Annotated in this window: 22 protein-coding genes; 14 read left to right on the top strand and 8 right to left on the bottom strand. The window is 34.2% G+C overall.

Going from position 1 to position 23,578, the window contains the following annotated elements:
* Positions 1–72 precede the first annotated feature (72 nt).
* The 6 genes from MA_RS09880 to MA_RS09855 all read left to right on the top strand — a co-directional run bounded on the left by MA_RS09880 (position 73) and on the right by MA_RS09855 (position 10,195).
* Positions 73–1,992, top strand: coding sequence for a DUF927 domain-containing protein (locus tag MA_RS09880; RefSeq protein ID WP_011021894.1), 1,920 nt, complete (start codon positions 73–75; stop codon positions 1,990–1,992).
* Between the two features lie 1,335 nt (positions 1,993–3,327).
* Positions 3,328–3,639, top strand: coding sequence for a hypothetical protein (locus MA_RS09875; protein WP_011021893.1), 312 nt, complete (start codon positions 3,328–3,330; stop codon positions 3,637–3,639).
* Positions 3,636–4,490 (top strand): hypothetical protein, encoded by an 855-nt coding sequence (locus MA_RS09870; RefSeq protein ID WP_011021892.1) that lies wholly within the window; start codon positions 3,636–3,638, stop codon positions 4,488–4,490. Before MA_RS09875 ends, MA_RS09870 begins: the two co-directional genes overlap by 4 nt.
* Positions 4,487–6,169: a pentapeptide repeat-containing protein gene (locus MA_RS26235; RefSeq protein ID WP_011021891.1), complete on the top strand. Its 1,683-nt coding sequence runs from the start codon at positions 4,487–4,489 to the stop codon at positions 6,167–6,169. The genes MA_RS09870 and MA_RS26235 overlap by 4 nt, the downstream gene beginning before the upstream one ends.
* A gap of 434 nt (positions 6,170–6,603) precedes the next feature.
* On the top strand, positions 6,604–8,802 hold the full coding sequence (locus MA_RS09860; protein WP_048065254.1) for a hypothetical protein: 2,199 nt from the start codon (positions 6,604–6,606) through the stop codon (positions 8,800–8,802).
* Between the two features lie 475 nt (positions 8,803–9,277).
* Positions 9,278–10,195 carry an IS481-like element ISMac4 family transposase gene (locus MA_RS09855; RefSeq protein WP_011021141.1) on the top strand — a complete coding sequence of 306 codons (918 nt, stop codon included), beginning with the start codon at positions 9,278–9,280 and terminating at the stop codon, positions 10,193–10,195.
* Positions 10,196–10,286: 91 nt separating this feature from the next.
* On the opposite strand, the gene MA_RS09850 is transcribed toward MA_RS09855, so the two are convergent.
* Together MA_RS09850 and MA_RS09845 are read right to left on the bottom strand one after the other, a co-directional pair.
* Entirely contained in the window at positions 10,287–11,012 is a 726-nt protein-coding gene (locus MA_RS09850) for a hypothetical protein (protein ID WP_011021889.1), read from the bottom strand.
* 8 nt (positions 11,013–11,020) lie between these two features.
* Entirely contained in the window at positions 11,021–11,341 is a 321-nt protein-coding gene (locus MA_RS09845; protein WP_048065253.1) for a hypothetical protein, read from the bottom strand.
* 545 nt (positions 11,342–11,886) lie between these two features.
* On the opposite strand from MA_RS09845, the gene MA_RS09840 reads away from it, so the two are divergent.
* Both MA_RS09840 and MA_RS09835 read left to right on the top strand, forming a co-directional pair.
* Positions 11,887–12,774 carry a hypothetical protein gene (locus tag MA_RS09840; protein WP_011021887.1) on the top strand — a complete coding sequence of 296 codons (888 nt, stop codon included), beginning with the start codon at positions 11,887–11,889 and terminating at the stop codon, positions 12,772–12,774.
* On the top strand, positions 12,767–13,204 hold the full coding sequence (locus MA_RS09835; RefSeq protein WP_011021886.1) for a hypothetical protein: 438 nt from the start codon (positions 12,767–12,769) through the stop codon (positions 13,202–13,204). Before MA_RS09840 ends, MA_RS09835 begins: the two co-directional genes overlap by 8 nt.
* Positions 13,205–13,550: 346 nt before the next feature.
* Here MA_RS09835 and MA_RS09830 read toward each other — a convergent pair whose 3' ends face one another.
* A complete protein-coding gene (locus MA_RS09830) occupies positions 13,551–14,165 on the bottom strand; it encodes a hypothetical protein (protein ID WP_048065252.1) in 615 nt (204 codons plus the stop codon).
* A 210-nt stretch (positions 14,166–14,375) separates the two neighbouring features.
* Here MA_RS09830 and MA_RS09825 point away from each other — a divergent pair, with 210 nt between their 5' ends.
* Both MA_RS09825 and MA_RS26810 read left to right on the top strand, forming a co-directional pair.
* The gene (locus MA_RS09825) at positions 14,376–15,434 is read left to right on the top strand and encodes a hypothetical protein (protein ID WP_048065251.1); all 1,059 of its coding nucleotides are present in this window, start codon (positions 14,376–14,378) and stop codon (positions 15,432–15,434) included.
* Between the two features lie 397 nt (positions 15,435–15,831).
* Positions 15,832–15,972 carry a hypothetical protein gene (locus tag MA_RS26810; protein WP_157860158.1) on the top strand — a complete coding sequence of 47 codons (141 nt, stop codon included), beginning with the start codon at positions 15,832–15,834 and terminating at the stop codon, positions 15,970–15,972.
* An 80-nt stretch (positions 15,973–16,052) separates the two neighbouring features.
* Here the strand turns inward: MA_RS26810 and istB are convergent, their stop codons facing one another.
* The 4 genes from istB to MA_RS25415 form a co-directional block, all read right to left on the bottom strand.
* Positions 16,053–16,826, bottom strand: a complete 774-nt coding sequence (istB, locus tag MA_RS09820; RefSeq protein ID WP_011020063.1) for an IS21-like element ISMac3 family helper ATPase IstB — start codon at positions 16,824–16,826, stop codon at positions 16,053–16,055.
* A complete protein-coding gene (istA, locus tag MA_RS09815; RefSeq protein WP_011021883.1) occupies positions 16,823–18,067 on the bottom strand; it encodes an IS21 family transposase in 1,245 nt (414 codons plus the stop codon). The genes istB and istA overlap by 4 nt, the downstream gene beginning before the upstream one ends.
* Before the next feature lie 47 nt (positions 18,068–18,114).
* Entirely contained in the window at positions 18,115–18,672 is a 558-nt protein-coding gene (locus MA_RS09810; protein WP_011021882.1) for a hypothetical protein, read from the bottom strand.
* 25 nt (positions 18,673–18,697) lie between these two features.
* A protein-coding gene (locus MA_RS25415; protein WP_085984841.1) for an IS1 family transposase occupies positions 18,698–19,380 on the bottom strand; the annotation gives its coding sequence in 2 pieces (ribosomal slippage) (positions 18,698–19,057 and positions 19,060–19,380; 681 coding nt in all).
* Between the two features lie 778 nt (positions 19,381–20,158).
* Here MA_RS25415 and MA_RS09795 point away from each other — a divergent pair.
* Both MA_RS09795 and MA_RS09790 read left to right on the top strand, forming a co-directional pair.
* Positions 20,159–21,847: a sensor histidine kinase gene (locus MA_RS09795; RefSeq protein ID WP_011021879.1), complete on the top strand. Its 1,689-nt coding sequence runs from the start codon at positions 20,159–20,161 to the stop codon at positions 21,845–21,847.
* Positions 21,848–21,921: 74 nt separating this feature from the next.
* Positions 21,922–22,218 (top strand): hypothetical protein, encoded by a 297-nt coding sequence (locus MA_RS09790; protein WP_011021878.1) that lies wholly within the window; start codon positions 21,922–21,924, stop codon positions 22,216–22,218.
* A 19-nt stretch (positions 22,219–22,237) separates the two neighbouring features.
* On the opposite strand, the gene MA_RS29350 is transcribed toward MA_RS09790, so the two are convergent.
* On the bottom strand, positions 22,238–22,363 hold the full coding sequence (locus tag MA_RS29350; protein ID WP_282680030.1) for a hypothetical protein: 126 nt from the start codon (positions 22,361–22,363) through the stop codon (positions 22,238–22,240).
* 371 nt (positions 22,364–22,734) lie between these two features.
* On the opposite strand from MA_RS29350, the gene MA_RS09785 reads away from it, so the two are divergent.
* Positions 22,735–22,938 carry a hypothetical protein gene (locus tag MA_RS09785; RefSeq protein WP_011021877.1) on the top strand — a complete coding sequence of 68 codons (204 nt, stop codon included), beginning with the start codon at positions 22,735–22,737 and terminating at the stop codon, positions 22,936–22,938.
* A gap of 187 nt (positions 22,939–23,125) precedes the next feature.
* Complete coding sequence (locus tag MA_RS09780; RefSeq protein ID WP_048065249.1) at positions 23,126–23,422, top strand: hypothetical protein; 297 nt, start codon at positions 23,126–23,128, stop codon at positions 23,420–23,422.
* Positions 23,423–23,578 lie beyond the last annotated feature (156 nt).

The following is a 23,578-nucleotide window of genomic DNA, read 5'->3' as shown; positions in this document are numbered from 1 at the left end:
CTTGAGATTGAAGAAAAACCAGAAAAAATTAAAAAGACTCATAAAATTCCATATGGTTTTTCCATAGATCCTATGAATGGAATTTGCAAAATTTCATATGAGAAAAACGAAGAAGGCAAAACAGAAGAAAAACCAATAGTCCTTGCTCAGAGGCCAGTATATATAACTTCCAAATTTAAAAATTTCGATAAAAATGTTACATTGAAGGAAAAAGAATTTCTTGGAATTGAAATACACAGTAAAAATGGTAAAATAGAGGAACTAGTAGTTACTCCCGAAGATATATTTACTAAAGGTAAAAAAGGACTCGGTGGGCTATACAACAAAAAGCTATTGCATTTTGAAGATAAAGAAAAAGATTTAGCCAAGTTTTTTGTTAGCTTTTATGATCTTAACGAAGATATTTTAAAAGAAAGTGTATTTGCAGACAAAAATGGATGGAATGCAGACTTTACACAATTTGTTTTCGGAAACAGAGTTTACTTTGAAGGAGGATTCAAAGATATCCACATCCCTGAGAAATTCAAGAATGACGTTACTAAAGGAATTTCATCAAAGGGAGATATAAAAGAATTCGAAAGACTTACACAAAAATTATTCAATACAAAAGCATACAGGCACTTATCTTACATAGCCATACTTTCTCTAGTACTTAGAATAATAGGTGCGGAAAGCATATTAATAAACATTTATTCACAAACTACTGTAGGTAAGACACTAATTTGCAGATTAGTGATGTCTCAATATGGTTTTGCACCGGAAAAAGGAAATAATGGATTGGTTCACGCTGCCGCAGGATCAAAATCAGGTTTTGAAAGTTTATTATATGGATATAACGATCGACCAGTTTATTTTGATGAATCAAAAAGCGAAGACAAAGAAGAAAAAAATAGTGCTGGTTTATCAATTTATGACATAGTAAATGGATTAAGTAGAATCCTATCCAATCAAGACAATACAGTTAAAAATTCAAGAGACCATACTAACTGTGTCTTCATGACTAGTGAATTTCCAATAATTAATACAACTGATCAACAAGGAAAACAAGTAAGAACCAGATTCATCGAAGCAGAAACATATATTCCAGATATGGGAATAGAAGACATTAAACTTTTAGAAGACGCAATGGTGGATCATTACGGACTTTTTAGTGAAACAATAATGGAAATTATATTCAAGTACAAAGATGAATTAAGAGATTTATATAAAAAATATCAGACTGAACTATCAAAAAAAGGTTTAACCAAAATAGAAAGTAGAATATCAAAGTTCTATGCTTCGATAATGCTTGGTGGATTCCTGTTTGAAAAGACTCTCGAAAGGCTGAATGAAAAATACGGAACCACATTCGAGATTCAAGGCTTTGAAGAAACTGAAAAACATTTCTTTGAAGAAGAACTAAATGAAAGACCGGTAGAAACATTGGACATCACAACATTAAAAACAATTTTGAATTTAGTTAACTCTGAATATGAAAAATACTTTGCTAATGTTATTCCACCATCTCAACCAAGAATAGGTTGGTTAGAAACAAACTCAAAAACAAATAGATATGAGCTGGTTATATTAAAAGATAAATTAATGAATGAAGTACTCAAGGATAGAAAAGAAAGCTTTAACCAAATGTGTAAAGCCTGGAATAAATTAGAAGTTATAAACCCATATTCAAGAGGCGATAGGGGCAACAAATACACAAGACCAAAAATTTATTCAACTTCGGATGGTAAATCATTGTCGGGAGATGTAGTTGTCTTTTATGTTGATAGACTACTCGTTATATTAGGTTTAACTCCAAAAGATGTGCTTAAAAATTTAGGTACTGACGGAGAGTATGAAAGAGATAATAAGCATGGTGCGGAAGATAAAACCGCAGTTGTGCTGCCTGATTTCTCAACTGATATTGAAAAACCTTCCACACCAGAAAGACATAAAGAAATGTCCGATGAAATGGTTGCAAAAATGAGATCAGAAAGCGAAGCATTATCGAATTAATTTTCATTTTCCTTTTTTATTCTTTTTACAGTCCACAACTTATTTTTTAACCAATAGCAGTAGCGTTTGTGGATTATATTCATTATTTTCAAGCAAATGTGCTGTAATGTGTTTACAAAGTTAAACTGCACATTATATAGGAGAAGACCAAATGTGCTAAATGTGCTAAAAATAAATAGATAATAAATTATTTTCTTTTTTTCTCTTCTATCCTATAGTCGGCAGGTCGACATTAGATTTTAAGTATTTTTAATGATGGCGTTTTTCAAACATTATGTAATATATGTTGGGTTCAAAACTGGTTAACATATGACCCAAATCTCACGGCATATATAAACAATGAGTCGTTTTTGCAATAATGTCTAGTATCAGGAATAATGTGTTTTCTAGCAAAAACGCTATCAGTAAAAATATTACGAAAAAAACAAGTTACCTGCCGAAAGCAGGTTCTATCTTAGTAAAACTAAATTCAAATAAAATATTATGTCTCTATTTCTGAAAAAAAAGCACATTAGCACATTACGTATCGGTAAAGGGCAAAAAAAATAGTACTTTTTCGTTTAGACAGTTTATAGGAAAAGACCAAATGTGCAAATGTCCCTGCGTTGCACATTACGTTGCACATTTCATAGATGTTCTAAGCTTGCGTATTTATAGTCCTTCATTTCGGTCACGGGCACAAAATTCATAAATATATCCTACGGTGAGTACCGCCCTCGGCTCCGCCTCCGTCGCCACTCACGATATGAATTTTGTGACATCTAACTCGGAGAGAAGGAAGAGAGATATAAAGAGTTATCGCAGTGCGGACAGCTTTAACCTGCCGAACTGCTTGCCTATCAGCCCTTCAGAAGTCCTAGAATAACAAACAACGCAATTTGATCGTTCAATGACTTATTTCAAAATAAACCCAATCCTGAACTTTTAAGACTGATAATGGCACCTTTCTTGTGCAAATAATCAAAAAGATTCTATTTTGCTTCAAGTTTTATCAGACGAAAATCCAGCCTAGAACTTGCTCAAGTGGAAAGACCATTCAATCAGGATATTCACCGGAGGAATGCCAGAAAATCTCGCCTGATAAATTAATACCTTTAACATAGTTAATTCCTGAGGGAATTTTGATAAGTAGTTAAATTCATTAAGGCTTCTGCTGTCTGTATTTATTAGCTAATTAATTGTTCAGTGTTGAATGTCTACATTAAAGTTTTCGATAATTTATAAAGATTTATTTATTTGTATTGCATTTACTAGAACAAAAAACATCGATGCCAGTTTTATAAAGTTTCCATTCTCGTATTAAATTTCATATTAGCCAAAAAGGAGCTTGATTCTTTGGAAAACTTGGTAAAAATTTTAGCACCTTTACTAACGATCTTAGCATGTTCATTAGGCTTATATGAAAAGTATGGAGCAAAATTTACTTTTGAAGCTCTTTTAGTCATAATATTCGTATTATTGATAATTTTCAAACTTTCTAAAGATACAAAGACAGAAGCGAAAGATGAAATCCCATCTTCTGATCATAAAGAATCAATTAAACAAATAGCTTCAATTAAATCTGTATTAAGTATTGTAAAAATTAAAGACATTAAACAAAATGTGGAAACAAATACAAAGAAAGAAAATAAAGAGGGTACAAAATGAATCCTCTGTTTCCGAAAATAGAGTGGCTCGATAACTGTGAAGCTAAAACAAGAATTAAATACTGGCTTACATCAAATAGTCGATTTTCTACTTTTGTAGCTGACAGTTTTATACAACTTACGGACCTTTCAGAATGGATAATAGATCATACCAATGATGATACGGTTGTGGGTGAATTCAAAACTCGATCTGAAACATTCAATGTGAAACACCAATTAATCGATACACTCGTTAAAGATCTGAAGAAAAAAAATGTAAAATTTGTAACTTATTCGTCTACGTTAAGCAAAATTGATAGTTTGGTAACTAGGCCAATAAATTTAGACCAAAAAATTGACATTAGATCAGCGCTTGGAGGAGTTAAAACTGAAAATATTAATCAAAAAGCGAATGTATATTTAGAATATCTGCCTCTAGAAAAAATAAGAGAAGATCGTATTGAGCAGTTACGTGATTCATTCTTAGAAGATTTATGTCTAAATGGATCTAATGTGTTACTATTGTTTAAATTTGGCGGAAAAGGATTTAATGCGCTACATCCAAAATTCAAAGATTGGTTTATAGACGGATTTTGCCGTAATACTATCGAAAAATCTAATATAAGGATCTGTGTACTGAATAAAGGAGATATAGAGGACATTGATATTGAGAATGAATATCATGAAGAACTTGGAAATATTAAAGAGGAAGCTTTTTTAGATGAAACTCATAGGTACGTAGAAGATGCAAATATATGTTATGGTTTTTGCTTTGTGATAACGAATATTCATAAACATAGTCCAATTACTTACGATGATTTTAAGTGTCTTTTGACTGCTTTACTCATTGATATAAGAGAGAATCGAAAATGATCAATAAATTAAGTTTCAATATATTTATTGATAGTGTCCTCCGTATCTTATCCATTGATCTAAAGACTTCGTTAAATTTTCTAGTCATTCCTGATATCCTTGATGACTCTTTAGCAAAAGCAATACTAACTGAAGTTGGGAAAAGTGAGCATGAATCTTCGCAACTAATAAAAGAGCTTAAATGTTACCCAATATGGCATGAGAGAACTAATAATACTTGGACATTTAATGAAGATGTCAGACAGTATATTATCGAAAAAATAGACAATATTGCTGTATCTAGAAAAATTGTTCTTTCAGAGATGAAAAAATATTTAGGTAAAATTAACGACCCATATTTATACATTGATTACTACATTCAAATTGCTCGGTTATCACTTATTATTGGTGAAAATAAGAAAGAAGTGATATATGCCTTAAGGAAAATTTTCGATACTTGTGGCTCTTTCGGTCAGTTTAGCTTGGAATTCATCTCCGAAGCAGAAAGGGTCGTTGATTTGTGTTTAAGCGAAAATTTTTCGGAAAATTCAGATTATGGAATGAATATTCCTGAAGAAATACTTAGTGTTTATTATATGCGTGGATTGTACGCTTACAAAACTAAAAGATATCGTGAAGCAATGTATTTCTTATCTCCAGTTTGGAAACAAGGAAGTAAAAACTCAAAAGTTATTGTGGATGCTTCGATATCAGCTTATCTTATTGGCTTAATGTTGAGTAAAAGTGAACTACAATTGAAAGACTCTAAAATTGCTTTTTGTGAAAGTATTCAATTATCAACAATAGCCAATGTTAATAAATGTAAGGCTCAAGCTCTTCTAGTCATAAACAATCTTATTGGAGCTGATCTTAGTGAATCCGATCTGAGGGACGCTTTTTTACATGAAGCTCATCTTAATGAAGCTGATCTGAGTAAAGCAAATCTGAGTAAAGCAAATCTGAGCGAAGCAGATCTCAAGGGAGCATATATGAGGAGAGCGAATTTAAGTGAAGCAAATCTGAGCAAAGCAAAACTAAGTGGAGTTGATCTGAGTGGAGCAAACCTTAGTGGAGCTGATCTCAATGAATTCTACCTAAATAAAGCAACTTACACTAGGGGAGCCAATTTGAGTGAGGCCGATCTAAGTGAGGCCGATCTAAGTGAAGCTAACCTGAAAGGAGCAAACCTTAGTGGTGCAAACTTACGTGGAACCAATCTGAGTAAAGCCAACTTGAGGGAGGTTGATCTTAGTGGAGCCGATCTTCGTGAAGCCGATCTAAGTGGAGTTGATCTTAGTGGAGCAAATCTTAGTGGAGCCGATCTTAGCGGAGTCGATCTGAGTAGAGCCAATTTGAATGGAGCCGATCTAAATGGAATTGACCTGAGAAGAGCAAACCTGAATGAAGCTAATCTGAGCAAAACAAATCTGAATGAAGCTGATCTGAGTAAAGCAAAGTTGAGTGGAGCCTATTTAAGTGAAGCAAAATTGAAGGGAGCAAAACTGAAGGGAGCATATATGAGAAAAGCAAATCTGAGTGAAGCTGATCTGAATGGAGCCGACCTTAGGGAAGCGAATCTGAGTGAAGCAAATCTAAATGGAGTCGACCTTAGTGTAATCGACCTAAGAGGAGCTAATCTGAATGGAGTCAATATCCTAATGGCAAAGTATGACGCAAATACTCTGTTCAACCCTAACTAAAGAGCAGAAAAAAGTAATTTTTATAGCAATTTAATAAATATATTTCCTTTATATGTTCAATTATAAAAGTTACATAGGTCATAATCCTTTTCGGATAAACCTTAAGCGAACCTTAACTCAATAAAAAAGAAATGTAAATAACTCTTAAAATCCTCAGCTTTAAGACCAATTTTCTTGATAGTTAATAATTTAAGGATTTCATTATAATCGCTTAAACAACTCATGGACAAGACCTGATACTGAAAACTAATTAATAATCTTCATTTAGAGAAAGTGAACTCTGGAAAACTTGCCTACTTACTAAGCGAAATTTCAATGATGTTTTTACCAAGCTAATAATTTTCAGTGTTTATTCTATTCCTTTATAAAATTCAATATACGTGTTGTCGTCCAATGTAGTAAATATGGAGTGAGATTCTGAAAAGGTGAAATCAATGGCCAAGATGTTTTGTCTAAATAATTTTCTAATTGCAAGCCCTTATAACATTGATACTAATTTACAAGGAACTTTAACAGAAGATTTATTTTACCAAAAATATTTTATCAAATCTTCAACATATGAGGTTCTTAATAAGAGTATGGACTCTGCCTTGAACTCCCACATTTTGCCATTGCCAATAAGTATATTTTTATATGGATATAATGGCACTGGTAAAACAACTTATCTTAAATGGTACGCAAAGAACTATATTAACAATTATAATAAAATATTTTTTGATTTAAAAGACGCTGTTCTCGATAATGATTCATGCATGGATTGTCTGAAATTATTCGATGATTATTTTTATTACTTAATTTGTAATATTTTTAGCTACTACCCGAAAACTATTAACAATTTATTGTTTACCTTATTTCATTTGCAATTAAGAATTACAAATGCATTCACTCCTAAATTCTTTTATAAACTTAAACGTTACATTGATGAAACTAAACATGTAGATGTTGATGATACTGCTTTTATTAACCTTACTTCTGGATGTTCATATAAAGATTTAATGACATTATTATTATTTTACTATTATAATTATCCCGATGAATTTGGCCAATTCTTTGGAATTTCCATAAATAAAGAGTTACCTTTGCTGATGATCTTCGATAACATTAACCATGTGGAGATAGATCTTTACAATTCGGAGTTTCCAAAAGTTATTGAAAGCGTTTATCAAAATGTAAAAAGAACTCAAAAAGAAAGTAATATTAAAATCAATAAAGATATTATTTTTATTTTTTGTACTAGTGATATTAATTGTTCACTCATGAATTGTCAATCAGCTAATACTTCTGTCCGTTATAACATAGAATTTAGACCTCTTGCCGAAGAATCAGAAATAATTTTTAAGAGAATCCTTATTGCCAAGCAACATGCAGTAAAAGTAAATCAACAACAAGAAGAGTTTTTAGAATATATTTTGAATGAGGAATTTACTAAGCGATCTTTTTTACCTTTATTCAATTTTAATATTAGAAAATTAGCAAAAATACTTTGCGAAATAACTGAAGAGTCAGATCCAACTTATTTTGTTAACATAAAAAAATTATCTAAATCTGCGTCAACTAGATATGGTTCAAGAGGAATAGAATATTTCTTAGTAATTAAGTATCTTCTGAAAAATGACTATTTGAAAGAAAGATTATTTCTTAATAATGAATCTTTAATTGTCGGATGTCATGCCGGCTATGTTAATCCAGCAAGACTACTACTAACAGATATACTTAATAAATCTCAGTATTCCTTGGATGAGTATACTCGAACTGCGAAGAGCAATCCTGTTGGTTTATATAACCTGTTTTGTACATTTGATGAGATCTTCGTAGGTAGCATTGATTTGTATTTTGGAATTCTTACTAATTTATTCCTACTCAATAAAGAAAATTGGTGTAACTTAATTACGTTTATCAATAAACAGGTTTTTTCAGAAGACAGTTTCTCTGATGAAAAGAAAGCACTGAAAAAATTGATAACACAGCCAAATGATAGTAATATTACCGATATAAATAAATTAAATGATATAAAAATTAGATTAAATCCTGCTGGTTTTGTATATATTCGTGATATCACAAGACATTATGAATTCTTTTCATTCAGAGTCGGTAACGAAAACCCTTTATTTTGCTCACTTGGTTATGAAAATAAAGGAAATGATATTGAGTTTGAGTTTATTAAGAATATTAAAAATACGTTTAAGTTTGCAAAGGAGCGTATTGATCTTCTTATTACATTTTTAGAAACAAGATCCGCAGATAATTTTGAGTCCAGTAATCATTGTTTTAGGACATATAACAATTACGACATATTTGAAGATGATACTTTTGTACGAAGACGATCGATTCTACACTCCATAAGAATAATAGATTCACATATCAGTTATATTGATGGATTTAGATGTTTCATTTTGAATAATGGCAGTTATTTGAGCACAATAGCTGCGTCTAATATTAGAACAGTTAAATCAAACATAAATAAAGAAATTATTGATATGATAGAGCAATATGTTTCTTTATTAATACAGATTAATGAAAATACAGGATATACACAGAATTTGATTTCGGTGTTCGAAAAAAATATCAGCATTATTAAACAAAGTAAATATGCTGATTGTCTAACGTCAGTTAACCATGGAAGAACATTATGATCTGTTGAAGGTCTTCGAAAAGTTAGGTAATTCTATTAAATTGAAGAGATTTAATAATACAGCCTAATTGATATTTGAGAGTATCTGATACTTAGCGTTTTTTGGCATTCTATTATCACATAAGCACATTTACTGAAGTCAATCTCTTCCTGTTTATTTACATCATAAGTTCATACCAAAACCATTTTTATTCTCAAAAGTAAGTAACATCTCAGAACTATTTCTATGATCAGAAATCAATTGATATTAGGAAAACCGATTCTGCCCTTACATCAGCTCGTGATCAGAGATTACAGACAAGCAGAATCTAGTACTCACCAATATAAGTGCTGCAAGCCCTTCTAAAGCCCTACAAGCCCTCGAGAGCGAAAACAGATATGAGAAAGCTTGCAGATTTTTTACCCTTCTTCTCAGGTCTTGTTTTATCCCGAAATTATTTCGCGCTAAATATGTCGGTTGTAATCCCTTATCTTTTGTGAAACTTAATGGAAAAAAGATACGTTGGATCATTGCTCAAAAATCGAAGGGTGAATCTACCTCGACGATAGCTGAGATCCAGGGGATCTCAGCCCGTCGAGTTCAGCAGATCTACAAAGAATACGTTGAAACTGGTCAGCTTCCTCAAGTTGGCATTAATCTTGGAAGACCAAAGAACCCCTTATCCTCCTCTGATAAGGAATTGATTGACCAAACTTACTCTGATTATAAGTTTGGAGCCTGTTACCTTGAGATTCTCATCGAAGGCAAATATAATCGTAAGATATCTCATAACAGAATCCATAACTATCTACTTAGCATGGACCTTGCCAAGGAAAACCGAAAAAAGAAACAGAGAAGAAAATGGTGTAGATACGAACGCGAACACAGCATGTCTGCTGCACACATCGATTGGCATGAGAATCCCCTGTTAGGACTGCAAGTCTGTGCCATTCTTGATGATTCATCAAGAATGATAATTGCAGGTGGAGAGTACGTTCATTGCAACACGGAGAACACCATTAAAGTGATTGATGAACTTGTTAAAGAGTACTGGGACATATACCCTTTAAGAGAGCTCATTATGGATCATGGAAGTGAATTCGGAGCTCACAGGATTAATAAGGATGGTTCATGGGATAGTGACTTTAAAAGATGCATTGAAGAACTTGGAATCAAACCAATACTTGCAAGGGTAAGACATCCTCAGACAAACGGAAAAATAGAGAAATGGTTCGATACATATCAAAGGTTTAGAGGAGAGTTTGAATCATTTGAAGAATTCGTACAGTGGTATAACAAGAGGCCTCATGGAGCTTTGAAACTTGAACAGTTAGAATCGCCACAGGAAGCATTCTGGAATAGATTACCAGTTGAGGCAAAGTTCAGAATAGGAGTGAGATTGTTTGGGTGGTGAAAACATGGACAAGAGGAAAAAAGTTTCAAAGCGAAATTATTTCAGGACAAAACACTTCTTCTCAGGTCTTGAAAAATAGATAAAGGACAATTCAATGGTGAACTATCTTCACTGGTCTTTCAACCACTTCTGCGGGCAAATCGCATAATTCAAGCTGTAGCTTTTTGGACTTAATTAAAATATAAGCTTTCTTTTTTCCGAATGCAAGCTTGGGTTGCAATTTTTTAAGTTCGCTATCTGTCAGTCTTCTTACGAACCTATTTTCAACAAGCGGTTTTGCTTGAATATCTGGAAAGATAATTATATCGCCCTGTTTGACTTTGATAAACTCTTTGAGTGCCTTACCGAGATTGTCTACAGGAATAGCAGTTATCAGATACAGCTTATAAGGAATAGATTTGAAAAAATTGTTATCCACAACTGCATTTTTGTATCTCAGAAGTATTTTGTCATAATTGCGGACTCTATACGCATTGCTTGTGATTTCAGCTTTAGCAATCGATTTACCTGCCAGTTTATTGCCTAATTCAATATTCTCTCTTTTCAGATCATCTCTTTCTTTTTCCATGTCTTTGACTCGTTCAAGCAGATCAGCAACTATATCAGACCTGTCAGAAGTACTTGCATCAATACTGCCCGATAACCCTTCTGAGGACTTAGGGAGGTCTGGTGCGGGTTTGCTATCAACTACTTTGATATTCTCTTTAATCACGTTCTCTTTGATTATATTCTCGTTCTTTACAGTCGGTGTAATTACCCTATCTTTAAATATCTCTGTAACCGTTTCGTCATCCAGTGTATCAGCATATTTTACCAATGCGCTTGCTAACGAGCATTATATTCACGAACCGCAGTCTCCCTACCTAAAGTCGGATTCTCCAAATGCTGAAAACCCAGGTCAGTTAGGAAATAATGATATGGTATCTTACCTTCCCTGGCAACATACCCGAATTTTTGGTATCTGAGAACTAGACCGCGTAAAGTTTCATATTTTCCAGTATAACCTGACTCTCTGAAAATATCTTGAATAGTAATGGAATCAAAGCCGATTGTCTCTAGTATCAGCTTCTTGGTCAAGCAATCTTTTTCTTTGCTGTTGCCTTTGATTTTTTTAGATTTGCCAACCGACTCTTTATATAATTTCATATAGCTTCGACTCTTTTTTGTGTGCAGATAATTATGCACACGCTAGTATTTCAGAGTTTTGCGGGATTTAAAATTTTTATTTACACGTAAATATATTATTATCACTCTCTAAAAAAACTCTTTGAAATATAACGAGTATAGCTAATATATCAAATATCAATAGAAATAGTAGAATGTGGATTTTCGACTTCAATATAAAGAAAAAACATACAATCTTTCTTCCAGACTAACTTTACGTAAAGTCCTGAAACGCGAGCTAAAAAGGACTCAATTTCTACGAAAATAGAAAAATGGGACTTTTGAGTATTGAATTGTCAAGCTCAGTAGATAATAGCAAAACCAAAAGATTGAAGACACAAAATTTCACAAACATAATATAAAAGTTTCACGTTTGGAAATAAAAATAAATATAGAGCTAATTCGAGCGCGTATGTGGATGGAATTAATAAAAGAGAAAGATATTGAAGTTGATTCATTATGTATAAAGAGATTAACTGTTGTAGAGAATAAGATTCTTTGTTCATTCCATATTTGGAGGTGCCACATTGCCAGAAATAACAAAAATTAAAGATACGTGTGTAAATCTAGATACTATTTCTGGAAATATTCCTAAAGACGAAAAACCCAAAAATGTTCCTGAATATCAACAATGGCTACTTTCTAAATTCAAGGACGCAAGTTCAAATGAAAGAAATAAATCTTATTACGAATCTGTGTTTCTTAAGGCTAAACAGGATTTTGAAAAATCAAACTTTTGGACTGCACTAACTAATAATTTCAAAGAATACAGCGACTACTATCGTGTTAGTACGGGTTACACTTTATTTGCTAACTATTTAGAATCAGGGTTGAAACCTGAAATACTAATTAAACCTTATGATTCATTTATACTCAAGACATTTAGATACAATGTTATAAATAATAATAGTTGGCCGAATGAACCTGAAGAAGGATGGATGCTTCCAAGTAAAGGATTTAGTAAAATCAATGATCTTCTAAGAACGTTAATTGTAGTAAAATATCTAGACGGTGTCGACTTTATAGTAGAAAAAATCAAAGAGATTGATAATAATTGTAAAGTTGAATATAAAGCAAAAGATGATGGATATTATGCAGCTCATGTTTATATTACACGAACTTTCGAAATTCCAGACTTTAATTGGAGCACTAGAAAAGAAGACATTTTAGTTGAGATTCAGATAACAACCCAGCTTCAAGAAGTCATAAGAAAGTTATTACATCAGCACTATGAGGAAAATAGAAAAAAAATAGAGATTGAATCAACGAAGTGGCAATGGGACTATAAGTGCGATCAATTTGCTTCAAATTATTTGGGTCATATACTTCATTACATTGAAGGAATGATCATGGATATTAGAGACAAACAAGATATTAAAAAGTTTGATACTAAAGAGATGACATTTCATGAATAGAGAATTCACAGACTATTTGCATAATATTGGCGCGACGGGTCCAATAATAGATAAAGCAGAAAATGCCTACAAAAACTGCGAAAACATTTGTCCTGAAGAGATTAAAGGAATTTTTGTAAGCGAGTATACAGAAGAAAACGGAAACAGGATGTATGAAAACCTATGGTTTTTTTCTGAACGATATTGCATGGAATCAAAGAACTTTACGCAGAGAGACAATATTGATATTACTCCATATAATAAAATAATCAAGCGTCTCTTCATTGAAAAGAAAGATTATGAATTTACTGAAGCAAATGCACAGTCAAGAGCAATACTTCATTTTGTTCTTCATATGGGAATAGACGGTACTATCAAAGCTTCAGGAGAAAACTGTGATCACCTTCTGAATATAGTTAAAAGTTATTTTATTCCAAATTTGCTAATTTAAATCTTCCTTCTGATTTTTTTGAATTTCATTTACTTGACAACAGGATTTGTTTTCTAGGGCTTCTCAAAAGCTTTCTACGTGATGCCTCGATTACTGATAGAATTTTAAGTTGTCGGCGAGGTAGAGAGTTCATAAATTGAGGCGACGGGGGAGGCGAAGCCGGAGGAGGCGGCTCAAGGTAGGATGTAACTATGAACCCTCTACCTCATACCTTGTGTTTCAGTGTAAGCTCTCTGCAAGCCCTATAAACCGAAAACAGCAAAAATAGATAGGGAATCTTACTAACGAGAAAAGAAATATTGCAAAAACGATAAGAGAATTTTAATTTTTTCACTGGATTGGTAATTTATTTTAACAAATCTTTATATTTTATTATCCTTTTACTAGACACAATTTTTTCATCACCACAATATTGGCATTTATAGTACCTTGTTGTCTTTTGTATTATTCCTTTCGAGCATCTTGTCTCTTCAATCAGTGGTCTTTTTATCTCCTTATAACCGAAACCTTTATTGCATTTTTTACATTTTGTGTGGTCGCTGATTAGCCCAATAGATAAAATTATAACAGCTATAATGACTAAAGCATATCCAAAAACAAATGTAAACTCAAATTTTTGTCCAGTATTATCCAATATAATTGAAAGATTATTATCGTTAAATAAAACTGGATAACTGCAAAATAAAACTCCCAAAATGGAAATAGAAAAGCCTAAAATTGTGGTTTTTGTTTCACCAAAGCGACTGATAAAGAACGGAGCCAATTTTTCAATAAATGCTGTAAAAATATTCCAGATTATGTTCTCATTTTCCTTTCTACCTTCGAATGTAGAATAATTTTCAGAAATATGTGTGCGTTGGGAGTTATCAGTATAATGTTCATAATATTGTGAATTATCCCCAATAATAGTGTGTTCAATGTTACAATTATCGAATTTTGGATTAGAGGATTTTTTTGTCAACAAATCAACCCCAACTGTAACTACACAAAAATACTCTATATGACCAAAAACATTATCCTTTTGTTTATTTAAGAGCTTCTAAATTTATTGACGTTATAACTTTTGATTTAAATACTAATCAAAAACGCCTATATAAATCGATGATAATGATACAAATATTGAACAAAATCAAAAAGAATATTTACTTATTTACATATTGAAAAAGACGTGTTGGAAAATAAAGACTTGTATGGGATTCTATCAAATGTATCTGATATTACTATAAAAGAAATTTTAATTCCTTCAATAATTATCTTAATTACTTCTTTTTTATTAGCACGTTTTGATAAACATTATGTAACCAAGACTGGAAAAGATAAATATCTAATTTTTCTAAAAGATAATTCGCAATCTGTTAGTGACTTTTTACAAAAAATATCAGCCTATAATTCTTACACTTCGATAAAGTGTTTGATTTTATTTGAAGGTGTTTTATTTGGAATTATTTATTCAGTTAAAGTAATCAATTATATTTTTTCTATCGCTGACAATTTGGTAAATAGTTTTCTTATCAATATATTTCCCAATTTAATATTATACACATCAAAGAAATATGACAACTTTAATGTGGATCTCTTTGTATTTGTATCAACTTTTAATTATATAAGTGTCATTACTGGTTTTATTATTTTCGGGTGGCTAATATTTTTAGAAAATAAAAATTATTCACTGTCAAGACTTACAGAAGAACTTTACTTAACAAAATGGTCAATATTTGTTCACTATAGCTATTGGTTTTTTATAGGAACACTTGTTGGAATCAATATCCTAATTATGTTTTTCACAGGGGTTTCAATTTCCTATTTTAGTTCCATAAATTTTGATTTTTCTAATATTTGGATATATATTTATAATATGTCCACAAACTTAGTGGCACAAATACCTGCAAAAAAGGGATTAGATATAGTATTCCGCTATGCAATTGGTCTTTTTCTTAGTTTTTCGTCATTAATGATTTTATATTTTAATATCATAGGCTTTTCTGCTAAATTCAAAAAACAAGTAACCAATTTCTATAATGCGAAGTTCCCTTATGTCACAATAAAAATGGAATCTGGGGAGATAAATGGTCAATTATATAATTTTGAAAATAAGTCAATGTTAATTTTAAATGGGAACAATATATTAAAAGCAGTACCCTGGGATCAAATAAGAACGATGGAAATGAATAATAAAGAAGAAATAAATTCAACAAAAATAATTAACTGTAAATCTCTACATCCACGATAACATCTAGCTTATTTTCGACTTTCTTTCTTTTCCGCAATATTGATGTTTTTATAACTCAGCTTATATCCTGAAAAATGCTCAAAACCCTTTAGAAGCCTTACAAAGGGTCATTGCGGATTTTCGAGACATCTATATCATCTCAATTTCAAACCGCTTCATAGCTCTTTCTTGAGATCATCTATTTTGCAGAAAATTTAAGGTTCTCAAAACTTGGAAAATAAAGTATGGAGTTTAATGCATTGTTTTTAACATAGTATCAATTAATTATCTTTTTTGATCATTTTTGCTGATAGTGATTTTGACATCTCAAAATGACTTTATTTTGTCTCTAGACTAGAAAATACATTGTTTTAAATACTTTCAATGTATAGTCAGTTTTATAAGAAAAAAGAAAGACTTGAATCTTGAAGAACTAGAAGCTCAGAAAAAAGAACTAGGGGCACAGATAAAAGCCAAGAAAGCAGAAGAACGGAAAACAAATCCGAAATTAAAAAAGCCTAAATATCCAAAAAGTGGCTTTATTGTCAAGGGCGGTTAACTTTTTTCCATTTTGGGCGGTTTAGAATTTGCCAACCTTTTAATATAAATTTTACTCAATTTTTCATAAACTTTTAGAAATTACTGGCATATATTTCCTGTTTTTATTCCCTGTTTCTTCCTTTCTTTCAGTCTGTAACTTTCCCCTTTGATGTTAATCGTAGTTGAATGGTGGAGAATCCTATCAAGTACAGCAGCCGCTATTACATGGTCCTTGAATATCTCTCCCCATTCTCCATATGATTTATTTGATGTCAAGATCGTTGAACTCTTTTCATACCGTCTTGAGATCAGCTGAAATAGGCAGTGAGCTCCTTCTTCGTCAAATGGGAGATACCCTATTTCGTCAATTATCAGCACTTTATATTTCATCAAGTCCCTTAGTTTCTTTTCAAGCATTCCTTCTCGATTTGCTATTTTCAACTTCTCGATAAGGTTTCCTGTATTGGTAAAGTAAACCGAAATCCCTGCTTTTGCTACTTCAATCCCAAGAGCGATTGCAAGATGAGACTTTCCAACTCCGGGAGGACCAAGGAAAACGACATTCTCTGAATTATGAACAAATCTCAAGGTTGCAAGGTCTTCGATTGCTTTTTTATCAATGGATTTCTGAAATTCAAAATCGAATTCCTCAAGAGTCTTTTTAACGGGAAAAACTGCACTTTTCATCCTTCTCTCAATTGCAACAGCTTCTCTGTGTTTCTTTTCCTGTTCAAACAAGTAATCAAGGACTTCCATTGTTGTCTTGTTGTCCCTTGCAGCAATTTCAAGGTAGTTATCCAGAAGCTCTTCGATAGAATTAAGTTTCAGGTATTGCAGGTTATTGTGAAGTCTCTCATAGGTGAAGTTGTTCATTCAAAACCACCTTCACTAAATATTTCATAGACATCAAGAGACCTTTTTTCAACTTCGGGATCTGAGAACTTCAACGGGATCTGTGAATCTTTTTTGCATTTTGAGTTCTCTTTAAGAATCTCACTCAGGAGACCCTGGAAATGTTCCTTTTTCCTTGAAACTCTGCAGTTTCCAGGAAGGATTTCATGTTCACAGACTTTCTCATAATCAACATAGACCTCGAATATTCCTTCAAGGATCTGAAGCTCTGCAGTTCTCCCTGCAAACCTGTAAGGAACAGAATACTTATTTCCAAGGAACGAAATATAACAGTCTCTGGAGACCTTTCTGGTCTCCTTATGGACAACTTTGTAAGGAGGAACCTGATCCAGAGGGATCAGTTTCTCCTCCTTAAAACGTTCAAGGGGGATTTGATAGGTTGTTCCGTGGACAGTTGAATTTACCCTTTCCAACCACCTGTGAACTTGGGCGTTCAGGTCTTCGAGAGAGGTAAATCGTCTTCCAAGGAAGAAATCCCTCTTGACATAGCCTACCGTATTTTCAATTTTACCTTTTGTCTGAGGCCTGTAAGGCCTGCATAACCGTGGAATAAAACCAAAGCATTTGAAGAAATCCTCAAACTGTGAGTTCCATTCAGAATCTGATGATTTTAAGGCTCTTTTGATAACAACCTGTTTCATGTTATCATAGAGAATCTCCTGTGTAAATCCTCCAAAGTACTCAAAGGCGTTCAGATGACACTGGATAAGAGTGGAAGTGTCTATGCCCAGTGTAAATTCAACATATTTCATCCTGGAATATCCAAGAATCATGTTGAAGCAAAAGAGTTTCTTTATCTTTCCATCAACCTCAACTGTTCCCATCTCTGCCCAGTCAACCTGAGCCTGTACACCTGGTTTTGTTTCATAGCGGAGTACAGCAGGGACTCCCTGTTTAGGTCGGACTTCTCTTACGAAGTCCTTGACTATGGTTTTTCCTCCATCAAAACCCATTTCTTTGATTTCCCTATAAAGGCGAACAGCAGTATAAGGACCTTCTTTGAGTTTTTCTTGTATGTAAGGTTTGAAAGGATCAAGTTTACTCGGTTTTGGCGGACGTTTCTGAGGTTCTGGGGCAGTTTTCTTTTTAAGATATTTCCTCACAGTTTCCCTAGCATAACCTGTTCTTCTAGAGATCTCACTGATGCTGAAGCCTTGTGAATACAAATCTCGTATCGATAGCCATTCCTCCGTTTTCAGCATTATCTACAATCCTCGAACTTTTCACAAGGATTGAGAATTGGAAGTTTTTAAACCGCCGAAATTGGAAGATTCTTAACCGCCCTTGACACAGGTAAACCCCACCAGCTATCAACAATACATGTATCAGTGTATCCTGTTCCTGATAATACACTAAATTTACCTGTTTTCTTGACATAATGTCCAGCATCTGGATCGGAAAGCTGTCCAGTCTCTTTATTTTTCAAACCACTGCAATTACACTCAAAAAATCTTCGATCCCAAATCCAGATTTTGTCACCAATAAGGTTAAGATTTCTACATTCTTGGATTAGTAATTCTGCATATTTGTCCAGATAAGGATAAATCATTTTTAGGTTTCGTCGATAAGAAGAAAGAGTAATCTTTTCTCCGCTTTTGATTTTTAATTCATTCCTTAGAGCTTGGTTCTGGTTGTAATCTCTGATAAATGATTCAAGATTAGAATATCCAAGTTTGCATCTTGATAACTCTAGCTTGAAAATATTATTGAAAGATAATTCTTTAAGTTGAGGTTTATACCCCATTGATACCTGAATGTCATTAAAATAAGAACCAAGCGAAGGGTTTAATTCAAAAATGTTCCTCAAATATCCTCTAAATTTTTTGGTATTGTTAACTAAATATAGATAACTCTTTATTTCTGTGTTTCATCAATAGAAGAACAGAGTACTTTAGCATTTCAAGACTCTTCGTATAACACTTTGTCTTTCGTCTCAACCTTGCCAGAAAGTGCCTTAATATGCCATTATATCCTTCAACTGTATACGTTTCTGCTTCGGATTGAGTATGAATATTTTCAGGAATAAACTCTGCATATGCCCTCCAGTGATCAGTCATCACCTCTCCAATCTCTTTCTTCTTTAATTTTTCCCAGAGTAGTTGTCCAGTTTTCGTTCCTCTGCTACCAAAAGAGCAGTTGATGAACTTTTTCCCAACTCTATCAACAGCAATCCAGATCCAGCAATATTTTTTTTGTTACCGATGTAAGTGTGCATCTCATCCAGTTCAACAATAGAGATCTCATTTTCGCTTTTTAGCTCCCCTATCTCCTGACCAAATTTCATTATCCATTTTTGGACAGAAACATGACTTACCCCTAAAAATCGTCCTATTGAGCGAAATCCTAATCCTTCAAGATAAAGTTGCAAAGCCTGTCTCTTAACTAAAGGAGAACTAGCAGTTGATTTTAGCTCGACTGAATAGTTATATCCACAATCGTGGCATTTGTAGCGTTGACGTCCACAAACTATACCGTTTTTTGTGTGATTGGAACTTTTGCATCTTGGGCAGTTCATGCAGAAATATAGGTTTTCATAATATATAACTATAATTAACTACCAATACCAAAAAGTGTTTTGGATCGCTTATTTATGTATCAATTGTAGGCATTTTGTTACCTTTGTTATTCATGCCTGTAACTCAAGAGATGCATTTGAAAATAAAATGGATTATGATCATACTTTTCATCTCCGGGTTAGAGTCTGTTTTTCTGTATATAAACTCTGAACTTAATTATATTAATAAAGCTGATCATAAAAGTACTGACCCTCAATTATTAAAACAATAAACTCAAAGCAAATAAATTTTTGAGACTTATTTTCATAATAGGACAAGCTGATATATACTCATAGGTATTAGATTAGATGTAAAGAGATTACATAAAATAATTAGAAACGCTCATGCCAACTTAAACTCATTTTTGTAATCCTACTTTTTTGCAGCCTCTCCAAGACCCATCCCGGTAAATCCCTGCCCGTCCTCCCGATCTCCCAGCCGTAGGCTTGTGGCTCACTGCTCCGTCCTGTATTCAGGGAGGCAGTGTCTTACGGAGGCTGGCGCAGACATCCTGTAAGGACAGCCATCTCAGATGGTTTTCCCACCAATTAATTCGCAGATAGTGCCAAAACCAAGAAGTATCAACTACTTACAAAAAGAAAACAGAGCACAAACAATACTATCCTTAATATAGTTCTAAGTTCCTATTTACCATATAATTAATCAAACGGGAATATTTTGGCTACAAAGGTGATCTTATAGTAACATGCATACTCATTCTGAAACGGTGGTGATAACATGTACGAGATAGAATGCGGGCAAGAGGAGCGCAGAATACGCAGATATAATAGTGTTCTGGAGGGAATTAATCGAATCTTCAGCAGTGTTGTGAATGTTGAAACAGAAGAGGAGTTGGGGAATGCTTGTCTATCTGTGGCACTAGAAATAACCGGTAGCCGAATTGGCTTCGTTGGTGAAGTCGGGGCTGACGGGCTACTGCATGACATCGCAATAAGCGAGATAGGATGGGAGGAATGTTTGATGTACGACAAAACAGGACATCGTCGCCCTCCAGGTGATTTTATCCTTCACGGACTATATGGCTTCGTAATCAATAGTGGAAAGAGCTTCTTTACTAACAATCCGTCATCACATTCTGAAAGTATCGGGCTGCCTCAAGGTCATCCCTCACTCATTTCATTTCTGGGTGTGCCCCTTATCCTAGATAGAAATACAAAAGGTATACTTGCTGTTGCAAACCGCGAAGGCGGCTATAGTCTGGTGCAGCAGGAAGATCTCGAAGCTATAGCGCCGGCAGTGACGCAGGCGCTAGAAAGAAAAAAGGTAGAACAAGAACGAAAGTATGCTGAGGAAGCTCTTAAAGAAGCATATCAGAGTTTGGAAGATAGAGTTAGAGAACGCACAGCAGAACTTGAGAAAGCTTATAATTCATTGAAAGAGAGTGAAGAAAGCCTTGCTGAGGCTCAAAGAATAGCTCATATCGGAAATTGGGATTGGAACATTGTAACCAACAAAGTATATTGGTCTGATGAAACATATTGTATTTTTGGGCTTGACCCTCAAAAATTAGAGGCAACTTTCGATTTATTTTTTAGCTATGTTCACCCAGACGACCGAAACCCCATAGAGAATGCTGTTGAAAAAGCTTTAAAAGGAGAATCCTATAGCATTGATTATAGGCTTGTTTTGCCTAGCGGAGAGCGCACAGTCCATTCATATGGAAAAGTCATTTTTGATAACAAAAATATCCCCATCCGAATGAAAGGAACAACTCAGGATATCACTGAGCGAAAAAAGGCTGAAGAATCTCTGGAAAATATGAAGGAAATTAGCATAAAAGAAATCCATCATAGGATTAAGAATAATTTACAGGTGATTTCATCCTTGCTTGACCTTCAAATAGATATTTTCTCTAATCGTGAAATATGTAAGACCCCAGAAGTTATTGAGGCTTTTAGAGAAAGCCAAAATCGTGTAGTTTCAGTGGCGCTGATTCATGAAGAGCTATACAAAAGTAAAGGAATGGACAGTCTAGATTTTGCGGCTTATCTTCAAAAACTCACTAAAAATTTTTTAAAGTCATATAATATAGACGCTGATGATATAAATCTGAAACTGGATTTTGAGCAGGTTTACCTTGGGATGGATACTGCGGTTCCTCTTGGCATCATTGTCAATGAATTATTCTCAAATTCTTTGAAGCATGCCTTCCCAAATAAAAGGGAAAGAGAAATAAAAATAACATTGCAAAAAGAAGAGAATGTATATAAAAAGGCTAGTTTCCACTATATGCTTACAGTAACAGATAATGGAAAAGGCATTCCAGAGGAAATAGACATTCAGACTGCTGATTCTCTCGGACTTCAGCTTGTAAATATCCTTGTTGAACAAATAGATGGGTGTATCGAGCTTAAAAGAAATAAAGGAACAGAATTCACGATATGGTTTAACAACATCGAGAAATGAGCCAACGATGCCCATCTATGCTATAATACAGAACAGCCTGAACCCGCTAGGGCTGCCAATAACAGAAAAACAGGATGGGCAAAACCGCAGTCAGCATCATCCGCGTAGCGGTCATTATGATCATAGGCGTGAGCATTCTTGCAGCGGTCAATGACACAACATCCAGCATGGCTGCCGGAGGCCTCACAATCCACCTGACAGAAAATCCGGTAGACTGCGACACTATAACGCTGGATGGAACTACTTTTGAATTTGACTTCGGTAATGGCATAGCCGCAGGACACATCCCGGTTCAGATTGCAGATACTGCCCAAGGGACAGCTAACAATCTCAAGTATGTTTTAACAGAAAACGAATATCCAGCAAAATGAAGAGTCCTCCGGAGGACTCTCAGCACCTGCCAAGAGCGATGAGGATTTCTCTATCTTCTCGCAGGATCTCAGCCAGCATATGGTTAAAATTTGCATCGGTCTTGATATAAAGCCCATGCCTCATTTTTTGTTCTTTTTCGTCCATCCTACTTTCGGCAGGTAACTTGATTTTTTCCAAGGATTTTTAATGATGGCGTTTTTGTGGGAAAACACATTTTCTTCCACATAAAACATTACTGCAAAAATGTTTCGTTACTTATATAGGGCGTAAGATTTGAGTCATATGTTAACCAGCTTCAAGTATATTACAAATTTGCAGAATGTTTAAAAACAATACCAGAAAAAATATATCATTTATAATGTCGACCTGACGAATATAGGGTCCATCATTTCAGTCACTTTCTATTGGTTCTATTTGACCATTCGAATATTTAGCTCTTTGTGACTCTTCCTAATGAATATGAATATCGACAGTGAAAGAACTATTTATATAGTTTCATACACATATAAAACAATATGACATTCCAGAAAACGTATGCCGATGAGGATTTCCTCGCCGCTCTCGATCCCGAAAAATTCCGTACTGCTGCTTTTGTCGCAAAACAGGTGGGCTGCGCCCTCTCAACCGCAAAAGCAGCCCTCGACAAACTTGTAGCATCCGGCGCTGCCAAGAAGGTCGCAGTGGATGACGGCGCAACCTACGTATTTTTGAAAATGTGAACTCAGCCCACTCCCGCTATATTTCTTTTTTTCCCGACCTCCCTGTATTTTGTACCGGTCGACATAGATTTTTCAGTTTTCGACATCAATAGGTGTTTATTTAGACGTCGATAGTGAAAGAAATATTTATATATTTTGAAAGTCTATGGGCATATTGTGGGGCATCGCCCCAAGGATGTGAAAAAATATGGAGAACATGAAATTTGATGAAGTGATTATACGAGGACTGATTGAAGAAATCGAGACCGAAAGACTTGCAAAATATCGCGATGTCCAGCAGTATGTTTCGGAAAAACAGGATATCCTCGACGGGGAAACTGTCAAGCTCAAAATCGAAGGTGAAGATCCCGAAAAAGTCGTGGCCGGTGTCTATCGCAGGAGTACTCTGGCGGATGGTGTGTGCGTATGCTCTGCCGAAATCCCCATTGGTGTATGGGAATACATCAACGTGGGAGAGTGCATTGAAGGAAAAGCAGAAAAGTGAGTACGACTGCCTACGGCGATGATTCTGCACTCGGTACGACACAGGCAGACCGATCACAGAAATAGAAAACAGGTTGGAGAGAGCTTCAGGATCTGGGGGAAGATGCAAGCCCAGATCCTGGCACAATGGTGACGCTCGAAGAAGGTGATCAGAATG

Source organism: Methanosarcina acetivorans C2A (assembly GCF_000007345.1).
GTDB lineage: Archaea > Halobacteriota > Methanosarcinia > Methanosarcinales > Methanosarcinaceae > Methanosarcina > Methanosarcina acetivorans.
Note: the sequence above shows the minus strand (reverse complement) of the source record. Positions and strands in the feature narration are given on the sequence as shown.